Annotated in this window: 12 protein-coding genes; 1 reads left to right on the forward strand and 11 read right to left on the reverse strand. The window is 71.3% G+C overall.

Annotation, left to right across the window (positions count from 1 at the left end; translation table 11 throughout):
* Positions 1 to 38: 38 nt before the first annotated feature.
* The 11 genes from ACZ4Z3_RS04890 to ACZ4Z3_RS04940 form a co-directional block, all read right to left on the reverse strand.
* Complete coding sequence (locus tag ACZ4Z3_RS04890; protein ID WP_468499691.1) at positions 39 to 1250, reverse strand: phosphoglycerate kinase; 1212 nt, start codon at positions 1248 to 1250, stop codon at positions 39 to 41.
* A gap of 134 nt (positions 1251 to 1384) precedes the next feature.
* Complete coding sequence (gene gap / locus ACZ4Z3_RS04895) at positions 1385 to 2395, reverse strand: type I glyceraldehyde-3-phosphate dehydrogenase (protein ID WP_055538514.1); 1011 nt, start codon at positions 2393 to 2395, stop codon at positions 1385 to 1387.
* A 269-nt stretch (positions 2396 to 2664) separates the two neighbouring features.
* Positions 2665 to 5622, reverse strand: a complete 2958-nt coding sequence (locus tag ACZ4Z3_RS04900) for a M14 family metallopeptidase (RefSeq protein ID WP_468499692.1) — start codon at positions 5620 to 5622, stop codon at positions 2665 to 2667.
* Positions 5623 to 5810: 188 nt separating this feature from the next.
* A complete protein-coding gene (gene whiA, locus ACZ4Z3_RS04905; protein WP_055710847.1) occupies positions 5811 to 6800 on the reverse strand; it encodes a DNA-binding protein WhiA in 990 nt (329 codons plus the stop codon).
* Entirely contained in the window at positions 6791 to 7861 is a 1071-nt protein-coding gene (locus tag ACZ4Z3_RS04910; RefSeq protein WP_468499693.1) for a gluconeogenesis factor YvcK family protein, read from the reverse strand. Before ACZ4Z3_RS04910 ends, whiA begins: the two co-directional genes overlap by 10 nt.
* Positions 7858 to 8910 (reverse strand): RNase adapter RapZ, encoded by a 1053-nt coding sequence (rapZ, locus tag ACZ4Z3_RS04915; RefSeq protein WP_468499694.1) that lies wholly within the window; start codon positions 8908 to 8910, stop codon positions 7858 to 7860. Before rapZ ends, ACZ4Z3_RS04910 begins: the two co-directional genes overlap by 4 nt.
* The gene (gene uvrC / locus ACZ4Z3_RS04920) at positions 8907 to 10976 is read right to left on the reverse strand and encodes an excinuclease ABC subunit UvrC (RefSeq protein ID WP_468499695.1); all 2070 of its coding nucleotides are present in this window, start codon (positions 10974 to 10976) and stop codon (positions 8907 to 8909) included. Before uvrC ends, rapZ begins: the two co-directional genes overlap by 4 nt.
* Before the next feature lie 78 nt (positions 10977 to 11054).
* A complete protein-coding gene (locus tag ACZ4Z3_RS04925) occupies positions 11055 to 11726 on the reverse strand; it encodes a response regulator transcription factor (RefSeq protein WP_099968787.1) in 672 nt (223 codons plus the stop codon).
* 302 nt (positions 11727 to 12028) lie between these two features.
* Positions 12029 to 14710 carry a PAS domain S-box protein gene (locus ACZ4Z3_RS04930; RefSeq protein WP_468500199.1) on the reverse strand — a complete coding sequence of 894 codons (2682 nt, stop codon included), beginning with the start codon at positions 14708 to 14710 and terminating at the stop codon, positions 12029 to 12031.
* A 413-nt stretch (positions 14711 to 15123) separates the two neighbouring features.
* The gene (locus ACZ4Z3_RS04935; RefSeq protein ID WP_468499696.1) at positions 15124 to 15303 is read right to left on the reverse strand and encodes a hypothetical protein; all 180 of its coding nucleotides are present in this window, start codon (positions 15301 to 15303) and stop codon (positions 15124 to 15126) included.
* 86 nt (positions 15304 to 15389) lie between these two features.
* Positions 15390 to 16718: an ABC transporter substrate-binding protein gene (locus ACZ4Z3_RS04940; RefSeq protein ID WP_468500200.1), complete on the reverse strand. Its 1329-nt coding sequence runs from the start codon at positions 16716 to 16718 to the stop codon at positions 15390 to 15392.
* Between the two features lie 267 nt (positions 16719 to 16985).
* Here ACZ4Z3_RS04940 and ACZ4Z3_RS04945 point away from each other — a divergent pair, with 267 nt between their 5' ends.
* The gene (locus ACZ4Z3_RS04945) at positions 16986 to 17363 is read left to right on the forward strand and encodes a response regulator (RefSeq protein WP_468499697.1); all 378 of its coding nucleotides are present in this window, start codon (positions 16986 to 16988) and stop codon (positions 17361 to 17363) included.
* Positions 17364 to 17522: the final 159 nt, after the last annotated feature.

Here is a 17522-nt window from a genome sequence, read left to right on the forward strand (position 1 = left end):
AGGGGCAGGCGGCCGTTTTCAACAGCAGTCATCGAGGGTCAGTCCTCCAGTGCGGCGAGTCCGGGGAGCGTCTTGCCCTCGAGGTATTCGAGGGAGGCGCCGCCACCGGTCGAGATGTGGCCGAATGCGTTCTCGTCGAAGCCCAGGATGCGCACGGCCGCGGCGGAGTCTCCGCCACCGACGACCGTGAACGCCTCGGAGTCGAGGAGAGCCTGGGCGACCGCCTTGGTGCCCTCGGCGAAATCGGGGTGCTCGAAGACGCCCATCGGCCCGTTCCAGAAGACGGTGGCCGCGTCGGCGATCTTCGAGGCGTACAGCTTGCGGGTCTCCGGACCGATGTCCAGACCCATCTGGTCGGCCGGGATGGCGTCCGCGGCGACGGAGGTGGGGTCGGCCGGGGCCTTGGCCTTCAGGTCCGGGAACGCGGACGAGACGAGGGCGTCGACGGGCAGGACCAGCTCGACACCGGTCTTCTCGGCGCGCTCCAGGTACTCCACGACGGCCGGGAGCTGGTCCTCCTGGAGGAGGGAGCTGCCGATCTCGTACCCCTTGGCCTTGAGGAAGGTGTACGCCATGCCGCCGCCGATGAGGATGCGGTCGGCCTTGCCGAGCAGCTGGTCGATGACGGCGAGCTTGTCGGAGACCTTGGCGCCGCCGAGCGCGACCACGTAGGGGCGCTTGACGTCCTCGGTGAGCTTCTTGAGGACGCCGACCTCGGTGGCGATGAGGTGGCCGGCGTAGTGCGGCAGCCGGGCCGGGAGGTCGAAGACGGAGGCGTGCCTCCGGTGCACCGCGCCGAAGCCGTCGCCCACGTAGACGTCGGCGAGGCCGGCGAGCCGGTCCGCGAAGGCGGCGCGCTCGGCGTCGTCCTTCGACGTCTCGCCGGCGTTGAAGCGCAGGTTCTCCAGCACGGCGACCTGGCCGTCGGCGAGGCCCGTGACGGTGGCCTCGGCGGACTCGCCGACCGTGTCCGTCGCGAACGCCACGTCGGCGCCGAGGAGTTCACCGAGGCGGGCGGCGGCCGGGGCGAGCGAGAAGACCGGGTCCGGGGCGCCCTTGGGGCGGCCCAGGTGCGAGGCGACGACCACGCGGGCGCCCGCGTCGGCGAGGGCCTTCACGGTGGGCAGGACGGCGCGGATACGGCCGTCGTCGGTGATCGTGGTGCCGGACAGCGGCACGTTCAGGTCGGCGCGGACGAAGACCCGCTTTCCGGCGACTGAGTCAGCGAGGAGTTCGTCGATCGTCTTCATTGAGGGGACTCCCGGAGAGGACTTGTGGTGCTCGTGATCGTAAGAGGGCCGTTTCGCACGTGAGTCAGGGCCCGGGCGGCGCGTCACTGCGCCGCCCGAGCCCTGCCGTCACCTCATGTGCCTGTTTCCGTCGATCAGAGCTGGTTGCCGACGAAGACCGTCAGGTCGACGAGGCGGTTGGAGTAGCCCCACTCGTTGTCGTACCAGCCGAGGATCTTCACCGACGTGCCTTCCTGGACCATGGTCAGGGAGGCGTCGAAGGTGCAGGAGGCCGGGTCGCTGACGATGTCCGAGGACACGATCTGGTCCTCGGTGTAGAACAGGATGCCCTTGAGGTCGCCGTCCTCGGAGGCCTTCTTGAAGGCGGCGTTGACCTCGTCCTTGGTGACCTCGCGCTGCAGCTGCACGACCAGGTCGGTGGCCGATCCGGTCGGGACCGGGACACGCATCGCGATGCCGTCGAGCTTGCCCTTGAGCTGCGGCAGGACCAGCGCGGTGGCCTTCGCGGCACCGGTGGTGGTCGGGATGATGTTCTCGGCGGCGGCGCGGGCGCGACGCAGGTCCGAGTGCGGGAAGTCCAGGATGCGCTGGTCGTTGGTGTACGCGTGGACCGTCGTCATCAGGCCCTTGACGATGCCGAAGTTCTCGTCGAGGACCTTGGCCATCGGCGCCACACAGTTGGTGGTGCAGGAGGCGTTGGAGATGACGTGGTGGTTCGCCGGGTCGTACTTGTCCTGGTTGACGCCCATCACCACGGTGATGTCCTCGTCCTTGGCCGGAGCCGAGATGAGGACCTTCTTGGCGCCGCCGGCGAGGTGCTTCTCGGCGTCGGCCTTCTTCGTGAAGATGCCGGTGGACTCGATGACGATGTCGACGCCCAGCTCGCCCCACGGGATGTCGGCGGGGTTGCGCTCGGAGAGGACCTTGATGGTGTGGCCGTCCACGGTGATCGTGTCGGCGGTGTGCGACACCTCGGCCTTGAGACGGCCCAGGATGGTGTCGTACTTCAGCAGGTGAGCGGTGGTCGCGGTGTCACCCAGGTCGTTGACAGCCACGATCTCGATGTCTGCACCCTGCTCCAGCAGCGCGCGGAAGTAGTTACGACCGATGCGGCCAAAGCCGTTGATGCCTACGCGGATCGTCACGAACCGATCTCCTCGTTGGTACGCCGGCTCAGTGCCGGCGAGCTGTATGGGATGTCCCCGACCGCCTACGACCCTACCTCCCCGGGGCCCGTCGAGTGACATCGAGATGCCCTATACATGCCGGTGCGGTCCGTACCCGCCAGTAGGGGTAGGGACCGCCCGGGTTTTGCAAGCTGATTACCTTTTGAGCGGCCCCCCGATCATCTGATTTCAGACGTTCGGGGTGGCCTCTCCAGGGCCTGCCATCAGCCCTTCGGCGCAGTCGGCGCTCACTTCCTGAGCGCCGCCAGCGCCTTGCCGAGCAGCGCCGTGCGGTCGGCCGCCGCGGGCACCTGCTCCAGGCCGAAGCCCAGCAGCACGGTGTCGTTCGTGGTGACCGCGCCGAACGTCTTGAACAGTTCGCCGGACAGGCCCCAGTCCCGGACGACCGCCGGGCTGCCCGCGGGCGGGCCGGGGGTCTTCCACGCGCCGAGCGACGTCTCGAAGCCCTCGGTCGCGCCGGCGGTGCCGCCGGTGACCACCGTGGTGTTGTCGAGCAGCACGCCACGGCCGCCGGAACCGGGGTCGGTGATGTAGCTGAACGACACCTCGACCGACTTGCCGGCGTAGGCGGAGAGATCGAACTCGACCTGCTTCCAGCCGTCGGAGGCCCCGGTGAAGCTGTTCCAGGCACCGCTGGTGCCGGTCGGCGTGCAGCCGCCGGAGCCCAGGGTCAGGTACCGCTTCAGCGCCGGGTGGGCCTGGATGAAGTACCCGGCCTCGCACTCGACGGGCACGGCGGTGGAGGTGGCGCCGCCCGCCTCGGGCAGCGTCGTCCAGTCGTCGGCCCCGGCGGTGTGCGCCTCCAGGACCGCGTGGTCGTAGCCCTCCTCGGTGTTCCACAGGATCCGGGTGCGCAGCGTGGGCTTGTCGGCCGCGGTCACCGAGGTGAGGTCGATGGTGCGGGTGAGCCGGTTCCAGGCGTAGTCGGAGTGCGTGACCGCCGCCATCGACGCGCCCTCGTACGGGCCGTAGGGGTTGACGGTGCCGGGGTACTGGCCCGCCCCGGCGCTCGCGAACTGCGGGAAGGCGTCCGTCGGCAGGGCGTCGGAGGTGAGGCCGAACGACCCGGCCGTGTTGAGCGGGTTGCCGGGCGCGTCGCCGAGCGTTCCCGTGAAGCCCGCCAGCTTGCCGCTGCCCGCGAAGGATTTGGCGTCGGGCAGGGAGGTGCGGCTGTAGGCGCCCAGGTAGTACTGGCTGAAGTCGTTGGACAGGGTGCCGCCGCCGAGGTCGACGGAGCCGCCGGCGCTCTCGCCCGCCTCGATCAGCTTGCCGCCCTCGTTGAGGTAGGCGCGCAGGGCGAGCTGGGTGGCGACACCGGGGCGCACGGCGCCCGTGTAGTGGACGACCTGCTTGAAGTGCTTCAGTACGCCCAGCGCGTCGGGAGCACCCTGGGTGGCGACGTCCCAGACGAGCGCCTTCTTGCCGTTGGCCTTCAGCGCGTCGACATACGTCTGGGTCTGGGTCGCGGTCGCACCCTCCTCGGCGACGACGAGGGTGTCGGCCTTGGGCCGCTCGGCGATCGTGTAGGTGAAGCGCTTGCTGCGGGTGGCCTTGCCGTTCTTGGTCTCGCCGGTGAACCAGACCTCGACCTTGTCGCCGGGTTCGCCGTCCTGGACCTTCGCCCGGTACTCGTCGAACCAGAGGTTGTCCTCACCGCCGAACGTCTCGCCGCCCTTCCAGGGCCTGAGCGTCTGGTCGTAGGTCCGGCCGCGGCCGTTGATCCGGTACTTCAGCTCCTTGTCGCGCACGGACCTGCGGACGACGACGGAGATCTCCTGGTCGGCGCCGCGCGAGTACGACGTGGTGAAGGACGCCGGGGTGAAGTCGGGGGCGTCGAGGCCGACCGAGGACTTCGGCTGGTCGGGCTTGGCCGCGGACTCGGCGACGGAGAGCGCGAACGGGATGTTCTTCTCGAACTCCTGCTTGATCAGCTTCTCGTCGTCCGGGAACGTGAAGACGGAGGCGCAGTCCTCCGGCTTCCAGGCGTCGGCCGGGTCGATGTTCGAGGCGGTCTGGCACGTCGACATCTCGGGGGTGAACATCGCCGTGCCGTTGACGTTGGCCGCGTGGCCGTCCGCCTCGCCGTTGGTGGTGTACAGCTCCGAGGAGAGCTGGGGGTGGTACCCGGGGACGGCGGGGTTCTCCGGGGTACCGGCCAGCGCCTTGTAGAGCACGTCGTCCGGGGTGGGGGTGGCCACCTGCCAGCCGACGCCGTAGAGGATCAGTTCGGCGGCGGAGTGGTAGTTGATGCCGTACTCGAAGCCGATGCGCTTCTCGAAGGCGTCCAGGGCCTTGGTCTCGGGCTCGGAGCCGGGGCTCGCGCCGCGGTAGGTCTCGCTGGTGGGGAACGGGGACGAACCCTCGTTGTCGTAGCCCCACTTGTAGGCGAAGTTGCGGTTGAGGTCGACGCCGTCGCCGACGGTGATGGCCTTGTCGCCGTTGATGTCGCGCAGGTTCTTGCGCCACTGGCGGTTGCCGTCGGCCTTGTGGGTGAAGTCGTAGCCGTCCGGGTTTGCGGAGATCAGGAACCACAACTCGGTGGTGTCGACGATCTTCTTGATCCGCTTGTCCGTCTTGTAGTTGTCCAGGTAGTGGTGCATCAGCCGCCGGGTCATCTCCGGGGTGATCCACTCACGGGCGTGCTGGTTGGACATGTAGAGGACGGAGGGCTTGGCGCCGTCCTTGGTCTTCCTCGCGTTCTTGGTCAGCTTGAGCGCGAGGATGTCCTGCCCCTGGAGGGACTTGCCGATGGAGACCACCTTGGTCAGGGACGGGTGCTCCTGACCGGTCCGGAGGATCTCCTCCTTGATGTTGCCGGCGCCGCTGTACGGGCGGTAGACCCCGTCGCCCGCGGCGTCCACCCGGGCCTCCGCCTTGCGGGTGAGCCTGTGCTCCGTGAGGTCGACGCCCTGCTCCTCCAGGGCCTTCGCCTGCTTGTCGGTGAGGTAGACCTCGACCGACGCGGTGCCCTTCTCCGGTGCCTGCTCGCTGAGTTCGTGACCGTCCTGCCCGGCCGCCAGAAGCAGGGGTATCTGCTTCTTCGTGACCTCGGCACGGAAGACCTTGACCTCTTCCGCATCGCCGGAACCGTCGTTCTCGGCCGCCTGGGCGAACGGCGCGAGCCCCGCGCCGCCACCCAGCAGGAGCACGCCGGCAGCGAGGATCGATCTCGCTCTTCGTCTCATGAGCCCCCCTTGCGTGGGTTCGCCACAGTGGCGAACAGACGCCAGGCTCATGTCAGATCGGGGTCACGTCAAGGGTGCCGCACGGGCCACACAAGGAATTCACCCCATCACCGAAAAGCCGGCGCCGACAGCCCAACATGGGGTCGGCACCGGCGAGTTCGTCGATACGGCGTTCGGGTGACGGAGGGTCACCCTGCGAGGTTTTCGGCCATCTCCTCGGTGAGGCTCGACTCGGTCCCCGGGATGCCCAGGTCCTGTGCGCGCTTGTCCGCCATGGCCAGCAGCCGGCGGATACGACCCGCGACGGCGTCCTTGGTGAGCGGCGGGTCGGCGAGCGCGCCCAGCTCCTCCAGCGAGGCCTGCTTGTGCTCCATGCGCAGCCGTCCGGCGGCGGCGAGGTGCTCGGGCACGTCGTCGCCGAGGATCTCCAGGGCGCGGCCCACCCGGGCACCCGCGGCGACGGCGGCACGGGCCGAGCGGCGCAGGTTGGCGTCATCGAAGTTGGCGAGCCGGTTGGCCGTGGCCCGCACCTCGCGGCGCATCCGCCGCTCCTCCCAGGCCAGCACGGACTCGTGGGCGCCGAGCCGGGTCAGCAGCGCGCCGATCGCGTCTCCGTCCCGGACGACGACCCGGTCGACGCTGCGCACCTCACGGGCCTTCGCGGCGATCGACAGCCGGCGGGCCGCGCCGACCAGCGCGAGGGCGGCCTCCGGGCCCGGGCAGGTCACCTCCAGGGACGACGAACGACCGGGCTCGGTGAGCGAGCCGTGCGCCAGGAACGCCCCGCGCCAGGCGGCCTCCGCATCGCAGGTGGCCCCCGAGACCACCTGCGGGGGCAGCCCGCGGATGGGCCGGCCGCGACCGTCGACCAGTCCCGTCTGACGGGCCAGCTGATCGCCGCCCGCGACGACCCGCACCACATAGCGCGAGCCCCGGCGCAGTCCGCCGGGCGCCATCACGATCAGCTCGGAGCTGTGGCCGAAGATCTCCAGGATGTCCCGCTTGAGGCGGCGCGCCGCCATCGCGGTGTCCAGCTCCGCCTCGATCACGATGCGGCCGCTCACCAGGTGCAGCCCGCCCGCGAACCGCAGGATCGCCGAGACCTCCGCCTTTCTGCAGCAGGTCCGGGTGACGGGTAGCCGGGAGATCTCGTCCTTCACCGCTGCCGTCATCGCCATGGGCCGATCCTTCCATGCATCCGAAAAATACGGTCGTACGCGGCGGCCAGCAGCTCCGGATCGTGCCGCGGAGATCCATCGGGCCGGGCCACCGGCGCCAGCTCGACCGCGGCGCCGAACCGCTTCGCGGCCTCGGTGAGCACATCACGGTCGGGCACGGCGGCCTCGTCGGCCAGCACCACGTCCAGGGCGAGTTTAGGGGCGTGTCGTGCCAAAACCTCCAAATGACGCTGCGGGGAGAAGCCATCGGTTTCTCCCGGCTGCGGGGCGAGGTTCAGCGACAGCACGAGCCGGGCCTTGGTCTCGGTGAGGGCGTCGAGCAGCTTGGGCACGAGCAGGTGCGGGATGACCGACGAGAACCAGGAGCCGGGGCCGAGCACCACCCAGTCGGCGTCGAGGACGGCCTCCACCGCCTCGGGCACGGCGGGCGGGTCGTGCGGCACGACGTGCACGGACTGCACCTCGCCGGGGGTGAGCGCGACGGTCGCCTGACCCCGGACGGTGTCGATGTCGTCGGGGCGCGCCGGGTCGTGCCCCTTGACCAGGGCCTGGAGCTCCAGGGGCACCGCGGACATGGGCAGCACGCGGCCCTGCGCGCCGAGCAGCTTGCCGACCAGGTCCAGTGCCTGGACGTGGTCGCCGAGCTGCTCCCACAGGGCGACGATCAGCAGGTTGCCGACGGCGTGGTCGTGCAGGTCGCCCTGGGAGGTGAAACGGTGCTGGATGACCCGGGCCCAGGTCTGGCCCCAGTCGTCGTCGCCGCACAGCGCGGCCAGCGCCTTGCGCAGGTCGCCGGGCGGGAGCACGCCCAGCTCGTCGCGCAGGCGTCCGCTGGAGCCGCCGTCGTCGGCCACGGTGACGACGGCGGTGAGGTCGCCGGTGATGCGGCGCAGGGCGGCGAGCGAGGCGGACAGGCCCATGCCGCCGCCGAGCGCGACGACCTTGGGCTGGGCGCCACGACGGCGCGGCCGGCCACCGCGGGTCTCGGCGGGGCCGGTCGTGCGTCCTTCCGGGGTGGTCCGGCGCAGTCTGCTGAGCCGCAGAGCAGCACGTCCGGTCATTCGCGGCCCATGTCGCGGTGGACGACGACGGTCTCCACGCCCTGGGAGGCGAGGCGGGCGGCGAGCTTCTCGGACGTGGCGACCGAGCGGTGCTTGCCACCGGTGCAGCCGACCGCGATGGTCACGTACCGCTTGCCCTCGCGGCGGTACCCGGCGGCGATCAGCTGGAGCAGCTCGGCGTAGCGGTCGAGGAACTCCTTGGCGCCGGGCTGGTTGAAGACGTACGCGGAGACCTCCTCGTTGAGGCCGGTGTACGGGCGCAGCTCCGGGACCCAGTGCGGGTTGGGCAGGAAGCGCATGTCCACGACGAGGTCGGCGTCGACGGGGAGGCCGTACTTGAAGCCGAAGGACATGACGGTGGCCCGCAGCTCGGGCTCCTCCTCGCCGGCGAACTGGGCGTCCATCTTGGCGCGCAGCTCGTGCACGTTCAGGCTGGAGGTGTCGATCACCAGGTCGGCGTCGCCGCGCAACTCGCGCAGCAGCTCCCGCTCGGCGGCGATGCCGTCGGTGATGCGGCCGTCGCCCTGGAGGGGGTGCGGGCGGCGCACCGACTCGAAGCGGCGCACCAGGGCGTCGTCGGAGGACTCCAGGAAGACGATCCGGCGGGTGACGTTCTTCGTCTCCAGGTCGGCGAGGGAGTCGCGGAGGTTGTCGAAGAAGCGGCGGCCGCGGACGTCGACGACGACGGCGATCCGCGCCACGTTGCCCTGGGAGCGGGCGCCGAGCTCCACCATGGTGGGGATCAGCGCGGGCGGCAGGTTGTCCACGACGAACCAGCCGAGGTCCTCCAGACACTTGGCGGCCGTGGACCGGCCGGCGCCGGACATGCCGGAGATGATGACCAGCTCGGGGATGGCCGCCTCGGGGACCCCGGCTGTTTCGATGCCCGTACTCACGTGTGCTCCGTCTTCCTGTGGCGCTGGGTGCTGGGAGGCGTGGTCGCCCACGGCGCTGGGGGCCTGCCCGCGCTCCGCTGTGTGCTCTTGGTGCTGTTCTTCTGGACGCTCGGGGCGCTCGTGGGGTTCTGGGCGCTGTTCGTGCTCGGTCATGTCTCCTGCCCTCGTCGCCGGTCCGGGGGCCCCGCGGTGGACACCGCCACGGGCTCCACGGAGGTGTCCGTCGTGCCGGGCTCCTCGTCCTCCATGATCTCTCCGGTGGCGGTGTTCACGGCGGGTGCCGCCGGAGCCGCCTCCGCGAGGGCCGCGGCGATGGTCTCGGCCGTCTTGCGGCCTATGCCGGGGATCTCGCAGATCTGGTCGATCGTCGCGGCGCGCAGTTTCTTCAGTGAGCCGAAGTGCTTGAGCAGGGCCTGCTTGCGGGTGTCGCCGAGGCCGGGCACGTCGTCCAGGGGGCTCGCCCGGAACCGCTTGGCCCGCTTGGTGCGCTGGTAGGTGATGGCGAAGCGGTGGGCCTCGTCGCGGACGCGCTGGAGGAGGTACAGGCCCTCGCTGGTGCGGGGCAGGACCACCGGGTCGTCCTCGCCGGGCAGCCAGACCTCCTCCAGGCGCTTGGCGAGGCCACACACGGCGATGTCGTCGATGCCCAGCTCGTCCAGGGCCCGGCGGGCGGCGGCGACCTGCGGCTGTCCGCCGTCGACGACGACGAGCTGCGGCGGGTAGGCGAAGCGCTTGGGGCGGCCGTCCTCCTCCGTGAAGGCGTCCTCGCCCTCGGCCCACTCGCCGGTCTTCTCCTTCTCGGCGAGGTAGCGCCGGAAGCGGCGGGCGATGACCTCGTGCATGGACCGGACGTCGTCCTGGCCCTCGCCGTGCCAGACCTGTGTGTCCCCGACACGGCCCTTGATCTGGAAGCGGCGGTACTCGCTCTTGCGGGCCAGCCCGTCCTCGAAGACGACCATGGACGCCACGACGTCGTCGCCCTGGAGATGGGAGATGTCGTAGCACTCGATCCTGAGCGGGGCGCTGTCGAGGTCGAGGGCCTCGGCGATCTCCTCCAGGGCCCGGGAGCGGGTGGTGAGGTCGGAGGCGCGCTTGGTCTTGTGCAGCACCAGCGACTGCTGGGCGTTGCGCTGCACGGTCTCCATGAGGGCCTTCTTGTCGCCCCGCTGCGGGATGCGCAGGGAGACGTTCGAGCCGCGGCGCCCGGTGAGCCATTCCTGGACGGGTTCGACGGGGTCGGGCAGCGCCGGGACGAGGACCTCCTTGGGCACGGAGTCGCCGGTCTCCTCGCCGTAGAGCTGCTGCAGGGCGTGCTCGACGAGGTCACCGGTGGTGACGGCCTCGACCTTGTCGGTGACCCAGCCGCGCTGGCCGCGTACGCGTCCGCCGCGGACGTGGAAGATCTGGACGGCGGCCTCCAGCTCGTCCTCGGCGACCGCGATCAGGTCGGCGTCGGTCGCGTCGGCGAGCACGACCGCGTTCTTCTCCATGGCCTTCTTCAGGGCCTCGATGTCGTCGCGCAGCCGGGCGGCCCGCTCGTACTCCATCTCCTCGGCCGCGTCCATCATCTGCCGCTCCAGGCGGCGGAGGTAGGTGCCGGTGCGGCCGGCCATGAAGTCGCTGAACTCCTCGGCCAGTTCCCGGTGTTCCTCGGCGGTGATGCGCTCGACGCAGGGTGCGGAGCACTTGCCGATGTAGCCGAGCAGACAGGGACGGCCGGTGCGGGCCGCGTTCTTGAAGACGCCTGCCGAGCAGGTGCGGACGGGGAAGACGCGCAGCAGCAGGTCCACGGTGTCGCGGATGGCCCACGCGTGCGCGTACGGGCCGAAGTACTTGACGCCCTTCTTCTTGTGACCGCGCATCACCTGCACGCGGGGGTACTGCTCGTTCATCGTGACCGCGAGGTACGGGTAGCTCTTGTCGTCGCGGTACTTGACGTTGAACCGGGGGTCGAACTCCTTGATCCAGGAGTACTCCAGCTGGAGCGCCTCCACCTCCGTGGACACCACCGTCCACTCCACCGAGGCGGCCGTGGTGACCATGGAGCGGGTGCGCGGGTGGAGGCCGGCCAGGTCCTGGAAGTAGTTGGCCAGGCGCTGGCGCAGGCTCTTCGCCTTCCCGACGTAGATCACCCGACGGTGCTCGTCACGGAATTTGTACACCCCGGGTGAGTCCGGGATCTGTCCCGGACTGGGGCGGTAGCTGGAGGGATCGGCCATGCTCCACACCCTACTGGCGGGGAGTGACAGCGCGGGGCGCCCGGGCAGCCGTCGGAGGGCGGCTGCCCGCCCCGTCGGCTAGCGCGTCTCCAGGAACGTCAGGACGGCCAGGACCCGGCGGTGGTCGTCCGGTTCCTCCGGCAGCCTCAGCTTGCCCAGGATGCTCCGTACGTGCTTCTCGACGGTGCCCTCGGTGACCCACAGCCGCTTGCCGATGCCCGCGTTGGAGCGCCCCTCGGCCATGAGGCCGAGCACCTCGCGCTCACGGTTGCTGAGCATGGCCAGCGGATCGTCGCGGCGCTGCGCGGCGACCAGCTCCTGCACGAGTGAGGGATCGACCACACAGCCGCCCCGGTGGATGCGGTCGAGCGTCTCCAGGAACTCGTCGACGGCGGTGATCCGGCTCTTGAGCAGGTAGCCGATGCTGCGCCCGCCGGCCAGCAGCTCCAGGGCGTCCTCGACCTCGACGAACGCCGACAGGACGAGGATCCCGACCGAGGGGTACCGCTCGCGGATGGCCCGGGCCGCCTTCAGGCCCTCGGTGGACTGGGTCGGCGGCATCCTGATGTCGATGATCGCGATGTCCGGCACCTGCGACTCGACGAGGTCCATGAGCCCGCTGCCGTCGCCGGCCTGGCCCACCACCTCGTATCCGACGCGCTCGCACAGACTGGCCACTCCCTCGCGCAGGAGCACGTCGTCGTCCGCGAGCACCACCCGTCCCAGCGCCGGATGCTGATCGGCGTGCATTGGTCTCGGCCTCCCCCTGCCCGACCTGTTCTCTTCTCCACGGCAGCCTGCCTGAACGCGGTCTTTACGGCTAGCTGGAAGCCTAGTTGGGGGAGAGCCGGGGCGACACCGTGAGGGCGGCACGTCATGCTCGAAAGAGTGCAGTCGCGGGTGGCCGGTTGTCTCGGCGGAGACGGATCGGCCGTTCTCCCGCGTACTGGGCCGGACGGCCGTCTTCACCGTCCGGCACGGCCGCCCGAACGTACGCCCGACCGAGTCCCGCACTCCCCCCTTGAGGGTCTCGCCGCGTGCGCTTCGGGCGGTCATGAACGGGGCACGACGGCGTCCCCCGCCTCCGGGGGCGGTGTCAGCGGCAGGCGGACGGCCAGCGTCGTCCCGCTGCCCGGCGGGCTGGTCACGGTCAGCCGGCCGCCGATCGCCTCCACCCGGTCGATGAGCCCGATGAGTCCCGAGCCCCTGCCCGGTTCCGCTCCCCCGGCGCCGTCGTCGTGGATGACCACCTCCAGGACGCCGCCGGTGTCCTCGGCCGTGACGGTCACCACGCTCGCGCGCGCGTGCTTGACGGCGTTGGTCAGGCACTCCGACGTCACGTAGTACGCGGCCACCTCGACCGGCTCGGGGAAGCGGGGCGTGGAGAGCCGCAGGTCGAGTTCGACGGGGATCGCGCAGCGGCGGGCGAGGGAGCGCAGGGCGGGGCCGAGGCCGCCCTGGGAGAGGATGGCCGGGTGGATGCCGCGGGCCACCTGGATCAGGTCCTGGAACGTGTCGTCGAGGCCCTTGCCGAGGTGGTCGAGTTGCCTGCCGAGCTCCGAGCCGCGCCGCTCGACGAGGGTCTGCGCCATCCGCAGCTCCAGCTGGAGGGAGATCAGGCGCTGCTGCACGCCGTCGTGCAGGTCGCGTTCGATACGGCGCCGGGAGGCGTCGCCCGCGGCGACGACACGCGCGCGTGAGGCGGCCAGCTGGGCCCGGCTATCCGCGTTGGCGATCGCGGTGGCGATCAGTTCGGTGAAGTCGGCGAGCCGGCACTCGGTGCCCTCGGGCAGCGGGTCGAGCAGCGAGGCCGCGACGACGACACCCCACAGCCGGCCCTCGACGACGATGGGGGCGCCCGCGGCCGTTCCCGACCGGGCGGCGCCGCGTGTGCGGGCCACCTCCCGCATCACCGTGCGCGCCGCCCCACGCCGGGTCAGGCGCGGCGCTCCGCCACCGTCGTCGGCGTGTTCGCGCGCGATGCCGAGGACGGTGACGTCGCCGTCGCTCTCGTAGCGCAGGACGGCCGCGGCCGTGCTCAGCAGGGCTCCCACCTCCTCCGCCACCTTCGCGAACACGTCGGACGGAGGCACCCCGCGGGCCACCTCGGTGGCGACGCGGCGCAGTGCGGCCTGTTCCCGGGCGGCGAGGCGGCTGTCGGTGACGTCGCGGGCGGCGGCGTAGATGAGGCCCTCCTCGGGGACGGGCCGGGCGCTCCACTGGAGCCAGCACTCGGTGCCGTCCGCGCGGACGTAACGGTTCTCGAACTCGGCGACGTCGGCGCCGCTCGCCAGCAGCGCGATCGCCTCGCGGGTGCTGTCGCGGTCCTCCTCGTGGACGAACTCGACGAGCGGCCTGGCGGTCAGGGTCTCGACGGGATACCCGAGGGTGCGTTCGAAGGCCGGGTTGACGCGTTTGAAGTAGCCGTCGAGTCCGCTGATGCAGAGCAGGTCCAGGGAGAGGTTGAAGATGCCCTCCAGTTCCTGCTCGGCGCGCCTGCGGCGGCCGTGGGCGGCGGCGAAGGACGCCATGGTGTCGTTCATGCCGCCCAGCAGCTGGGCCCAGGTGCCGTCGAAGGCGTCGACGTCGGCCCGATGTTCGAGGCGGCCGGCGTCGATCGCCGTGTTCATGGCCCGGATCTGGCCGGCCAGCCGTTCCGTGGTCACCCGCAGCTCCCGGAACGTGTCCGCGACGTCCCCGAGTTCGTCGCGGCCCGCGTAGCGGATGTCGTACGACAGGTCGCCCTCCGACAGGGCCCGCGCGCCCGCGGCGACCTGTCCGAGGGGGCGGGTGATCGAGCGACGCAGGGCCAGCGCGAGGACGGTGACGGCACACAGGACGGCCAGGAAGAGGGCCAGTTCGCTGTAGGCGCGGGTGCGGGTGGCCCGTAGTTCGTCGTCGGCGGTGCGGGCGAGGTCCCGCATGGCCCGGTCCTGGATGTCCCGCAGATCGTCGACGTACTCCCCGGAGTCGGCGAGCCAGACGTCGTACGTGGGCCAGTCGACGGGCCGGGTGTCGGAGTCGTCGAGCAGGTCGCGGACCTTGCGGACGGCGCGGCCGGGCGCCTGGAACATGGTGCTGTGCAGTTGGGCCCAGAGTTCCGCGGAGGTGTTCTGCTCGAAGGTGCGGAGCTGGGCCTTCTCCAGTTCGGTCCAGCGCCCGGCGGTTGTGGGGCGTTGGCCGGCGGGGACGCCGAACAGGATGGCGAGCTCGGCCCGTTCCCGTTCGGCGGCGGCGATGGCCTTCCGCAGCGCCACGTGGGCGTCTGCGGCGCGGCCCGCGGCGCGCGTGGGTCGGCCGGACTCCAGTGTGGCGACGGTGTCGAGCAGCACGTCCTCGATGGCGTCGTACCGCTGGGCGACGGTCTGCGCGTCCAGGGAGTCCGTGCCCGTCTCCACGCGCACCGCGTGCAGTTGCCGGTGTACGGCGTCGAGGACACCGGCGACGTCGGGCACCGGCCGGGCGGTGGCGTGCCGGGCGGCCCGGCGCAGCGCGGCGTCGGTTGCCCGCTGGGCGTCGGCACGCTCGCGGGCGGCGCCCGGTTCGCCGTGCAGCCGGGCCCGCACGGCGGTCATCCGCTCCCGCGCGACGGCGTCGGAGACGTCGCCGGTCGCGAACGACACCGTGATCGCCGTGTCGAAGTCGCGCAGCGTCCGCCCCTTCTCCCAGTGCGACATGGCGGCGAACACGGTGAACACCAGCAGCACGGTCACCGGCAGCAGCACGAGCAGCATCAGCTTGGCGCCGACCCGCAGCCGGGCGAGGAACGGCACCCCCGGCACACCCCGGCCCCACCGCCGGCCCGCCCGGGCGTGCCGGGACACCGCCGTCCCGTCCCGACCACCGGAGCCCTCCGGCGCCGGGCGGGACGCGGAGTCGGCCGAGCGGGCGGGCCGACGCGGACTGGGCACCCGCCCCTCGGGACGCCCTACCGGGGCAGGCCCTACCGAGGCGGGCCCGACGGAGGCACGGGCTGCCGGGGGATGGTCCGCCGGGGAACGGTCCGCCGGCGAGGTGGGGCGCACGGGCGGTACCCGCGCCGCCAGGGACGCGCTGGGTGCGTCCGGCGCACGGTCCGTGGACGACGAGGTCGGCTCGGGGGTGTCGGGGGACCGGTTCGGGGAGGGGGTGCGACGCATGGTGGGGCTCACGGGTGGTGGGGGGTGGGGGCGCTGTCCGGGTGGGCCGGCGCAAAGTCGTCGGTCGCGTGCATGTGGTCCGCCTTTGCCGGCTCGGCGGCGTCGTCCGTGCTTCGGGCCGCCGCGACCAGGCGCGCCCCCGTCGGCCGCTCGCCGGGGAAACGTTCGATCAGGTCGCCGTCCGCCACCGCCCGGCCCTCAGGAGGGGGCGCGCGGTGTCCTCAGCATCCCGCTGATCCGGGCGACGGTCCAGACACCCTCGGCGCCCCGGCGGTCACGGCTCGCTCCGCGGGTAACCGTCGTGCGCGGCCAGGTCCTTGTCGATGTCCTCGACCGCCGCGTCCAGCGTCTTCTCGACCGGGGCCCCCGCGAAGACGCTGTCGGCGACCGCGCGGGAGAACGCCTTGGTGATCGCCGGGTACGCGGGGGTCTGCGGCCGGGGCCGGGCGACACCGCCGCGCAGCTGCTCGATGAACAGCCGCTCCGGACCGTTCTCGTCGAACTTCGTGGAGAGGCCGACCGCCCGTTCCGTCCCCGGGATCGCCCCGTTGGCCTCGCTCATCCTCAACACCTGCTCCGGCCGCAGCAGATACTCCAGGAACCGCCACACCGCGTCGCCGTCCGCGCCGCCGGAGGGGATGCCCCACTGCCAGGAGCCCATCCCGGTCGCGGTGCCGGCGCCGAAGTCGGGCAGCGGCACGATCGCCACGTCCCCGGGGTGCGCCGCGCTGAACTCGCCGTACTTCCAGTGCCCCATCCAGGAGAGCGGGGTGCGTCCCTTCACGAACGCGTTCTTGTTCCTGTCCCGGTCGACGTATCCCTCCTTCACCCAGCTCTGCAGGGTGCTGAGCGCCTTCACCGCCTGGGGGCCGTTGAGGAAGCCGTTGGCCGTGCGGAACCCCTGGGGGTCGATGAGGTCGCCGCCGGCCGACCACACGGCCGGCGCGAAGGCGTACGTGTTCCACTCGTCGGGGCTCGAGGAGTCGACGAAGTTGAGGTCGAGGGGCGCCTCGTACCCCTCGGCCCGCAGCTTGCGCAGGACCCCCGTCAGCTCGTCGGCGGTCCAGGCGTCCCCGGCGCCCTTCGGGATCCGGATGCCGGCCTTGCGCAGGACCGAGGGCCGGACGTACAGACCGAGCCCGGAGTCGAAGGTTCCGACCCCCCACAACCGGCCGTCGTACGTGCCCTGCTGCCGGACCGAGGGCAGCAGGTCCTCGCGGACCCCGGCGGGCACACAGGAGTCGATCGGCTTCAGCTTGCCGGACCAGGCGTAGCTGTAGAGGTTCGGGCCGTCGAAGTCGAGGAGGTCCGGGAGGTCTCCGCTGGCCGCCGCGGACAGGACGAGTTCGGTGTACGGGCGCTGCTCGGGCAGGGTCACCAGTTCGACCCGCACCTGCCGCTGGGCCTTGTTGAACTCCTTGACCTGGCTGCGCAGGGTGCTCTGCTCACCGCTCTGCCCGGCGTGGAACCACAGGGTGATGTGGGCGGTGCCGTCGATCCTGCCGTCGCAGGTCGTGTCGCCCGCCGCCTTGCCGTCCGCCCCCTGCCGGTCCTCTTCGTCACCGGCGCTGCATCCGGCCAGTAACAGTGCCACCGCCGACATTCCCGCCACCAGGGCACGACGGATCTGGCGTCTCCCGACGCCGTGGTGCGACGCGTTCATCGCGTATTACTCCCATTCGACCGGGCCACTCGGCCCCAGGGCAGCGACATGCTACTCCCCGTGGCTTGTTCGATTCCCTCGGTGAGTGGGAACGGATCGAATCGGCAAGGGACATGAGCACATTCCACGTAACGGGGCACGCGCCGGGAGGACACTTTCCGGCTGACCGGGATGTGGTTCCGTCACCGGCCGGGGGAGGCTGTCAGCATGTCCACGCGCTGTCTCATCGTCGACGACAGTGCCCGATTCCTGGAGGCCGCCCGGGCCCTCCTCGAACACGACGGGATCCGGGTCGTCGGCGTGGCGTCCACCGGCGCGGCGGCTCTGGCGCGGACCGCGGAACTGGCGCCGGACGTCGTCCTGCTGGACCTCGACCTCGCCGGCGAGAGCGGACTGGACCTCGCGCCGGCGCTCGCGCGGGCGTCACCGTCGGCCGTGATCGTCCTGACGTCCGCGCATCCCCTGGAGGACGTCCGGGAATTGGTCGCGGCCGCTCCGGCGCGCGGATTCCTTCACAAGTCGAGGCTCTCGGGACAGGCGCTGCGCGACCTGCTGGGGCCCGGTCCGGCCTCCCCGGAGCACTGAGGATCTTGCCGTCGGTGTCCGGCCATGTCCCGTCCCGGGTGTTGTCGGGACTTTGTCAACACGCTTCAATGCGGGGGAACTCGGGGCGGGGAACGCCGTCGTACGGATGTGAAGACGGACGGTCGCCGAGAGCGCGCGCGTCCGCGGGGCGCCCCGACC

It is taken from the genome of Streptomyces sp. NPDC030296, from assembly GCF_055572815.1.